Raw genomic sequence first — 2024 nt, 5'->3', positions numbered from 1 at the left:
TCTTCAAGCGTACGGCCTCAATGCAGTCCACTATGCAGAAGGCGACATAAATTCTCTAACCTCTGTGTCCGAAATCTTGGTACAGGTCATAGTGTTCAGATCCTTCATTTGCGAGCATATGAACTTTCCCATGAGCGGCCTCGTTGCCGGTAATCCGATCTTCAGTTGGATGGTCTGTTGCGCCTGAGAGGAACTACTTCAGCATGACTTCCTGTTCGATGGTTACTTTCTTGGCAAGGATGATGTCGATGGCCTCTTTAAATATCGCGTAGTATTCTTGTTGGGTTAGGGCTGCAAGCTTCTTTAAATAGGCTTCGCTACGGGGGAGACCCTGCGTATAATAGCGCTCTACTTCGTTTGCGCCCATGCGGTACGGCTCCAGACGCGGCTCTATGCTTTTGATCTGCGCGAACATACGAAACCCTCCGAGATCAATGTCCCCCCAAAACCTATAGACAGCCTCTTTTTGTGTTGCCTCGCATAGCTTCGCCAGAAAAGCGCGTTGCCGAGGCCCCATAAAGCCGCCCTGGTAAACAACAATCTCGTCTTCTGCCCGGCTGGTGCGTAAATAGTCTTCGTAGTTCGCTTTATTCTCGATGAGCGTGACGAGGCGGGTGCCTGGTGCATGAAAAACCAAGTCACGTGTTATGGAACTGCTTGGCAAGGCAATACCTGTGTCCGAAAAGCAGGTAACATCACAGGTTCCTTTACTGTTGCTCGCGAGTAGCGGGCCGGCAAACTCGAATATATCGTTGTTGCCGTAAATGCCAAGGACTCTAAGTTTGTCTGCTGCGCCGAAATTGGGGTCTTCGCCAGTATCCTGGAGGTCGAGGTGGTATCGCTCGGCTATTCGTAGGAATTCTGTTTCGAAATCTTGCTCGAAACGCTTGGAGTCATTCCAGCACTCGATGCTGAGCTTGCGCTTGCCTATGCCGTCGACGTGGTATTTACTGTACTTGGCGAACAAGTTCAGCATGCCTGCAAAGTGCTCCTCTCCCTTTTTGCACCAAGCAGGAAAGGGCTTTTCGGCTTCGATGCGGGCAGTGACCTCTTCGAGGTAAAGATGCACCCACGAGGCACTGCAGGAGGGCAAAGCCTCATAGATGCGCTCGCGGAGACGTTTTCGCTCTTCGTCAGGAGACATCCTTCCAATGAAATGGTAGATTTCCTCCAAGCGGTCAGGAATCAACCAGATATCTTTGACCAGGTACCCGTTGCGCTCCCAAGCGTATCCTATAAAAGAGTAATCTCCTAGGGCAATTGTTGCGCGGTTGAATGCATCTCGGGTGTCGGCATTCTCGTAGCGGTAGCCCAGCCTCGCGTCTTTTAGCGGGTGAACGATAATCCTGCGCTGCGACGGTTTGTGCTGGTCGAGCGTGTTGCCAGCTTCGGGTTTCGTGGCACCCTGCTCGACGAAGGCAGGTGCCGCTTGGCGCGCTCGTGCCCTGTGTAGCCGTCTTTCGTAGCTCACAAGGAGGCACTCCAGTATCTTGCGTTGAAAGTACCGGTCTTGCGTTTCATTCATGAGATTGACCCTTTGCCGCAGGTATGATGGACATGCGGCGTTTCCGCAGGTTTTTGTGCACGATGAGCGTGCGGTCTGCTTGCGGCATGATGTAGGGTGCCTTGTCGGGGGGTGTGCAGATAACAATCTGAAGCTGCATGTCGCGCGCAAGTCTGATGCTTTCGGCAATGCGCCCGCCGTCCATTTTGCTAAAGGCTTCGTCGAACACCACAAGTCGAAGCGTGTTGCCGGCAACCGAGGTATCGGTTGCACGGTAGAGCTGGACAAACGAGGCGAGTACCGCGATGTAGAAAGGTGTTTGTGTTTCGCCGCCCGACTTCTTGCGGATGGTCCGCGAGAGCATTTGCTCGGCACCGGTTTCATCGGTGATGCAAAGGAAGAATCTATCAATATGATTTTGGAATTTGCACAAGCAAAGGAAAATGGATCTCTAGAAAAACTTTATGTGATGGGATGTCTTTCAGAACGTTATCTGAAAGAATTGACTGTGGAAATACCA

2 protein-coding genes are annotated in these 2024 nt (G+C 51.8%); both read right to left on the bottom strand.

Features of this window, described 5'->3' with window-relative positions:
• Positions 1–193: 193 nt before the first annotated feature.
• Positions 194–1525 carry a Wadjet anti-phage system protein JetD domain-containing protein gene (locus RR842_RS14330; protein ID WP_332522253.1) on the bottom strand — a complete coding sequence of 444 codons (1332 nt, stop codon included), beginning with the start codon at positions 1523–1525 and terminating at the stop codon, positions 194–196.
• Positions 1518–1937: an SbcC/MukB-like Walker B domain-containing protein gene (locus RR842_RS14325; protein ID WP_332730253.1), complete on the bottom strand. Its 420-nt coding sequence runs from the start codon at positions 1935–1937 to the stop codon at positions 1518–1520. Before RR842_RS14325 ends, RR842_RS14330 begins: the two co-directional genes overlap by 8 nt.
• Positions 1938–2024 lie beyond the last annotated feature (87 nt).

Origin of the sequence: Gordonibacter sp. (assembly GCF_036667095.1) — a bacterium.
In the GTDB taxonomy this organism is placed as follows: domain Bacteria; phylum Actinomycetota; class Coriobacteriia; order Coriobacteriales; family Eggerthellaceae; genus Gordonibacter.
Note: the sequence above shows the minus strand (reverse complement) of the source record. Positions and strands in the feature narration are given on the sequence as shown.

Bases quoted from the DNA above. Each gene is read 5' to 3' on its own strand.
- RR842_RS14330 (WP_332522253.1), bottom strand. From the start codon at position 1,525: ATGAATGAAACGCAAGACCGGTACTTTCAACGCAAGATACTGGAGTGC.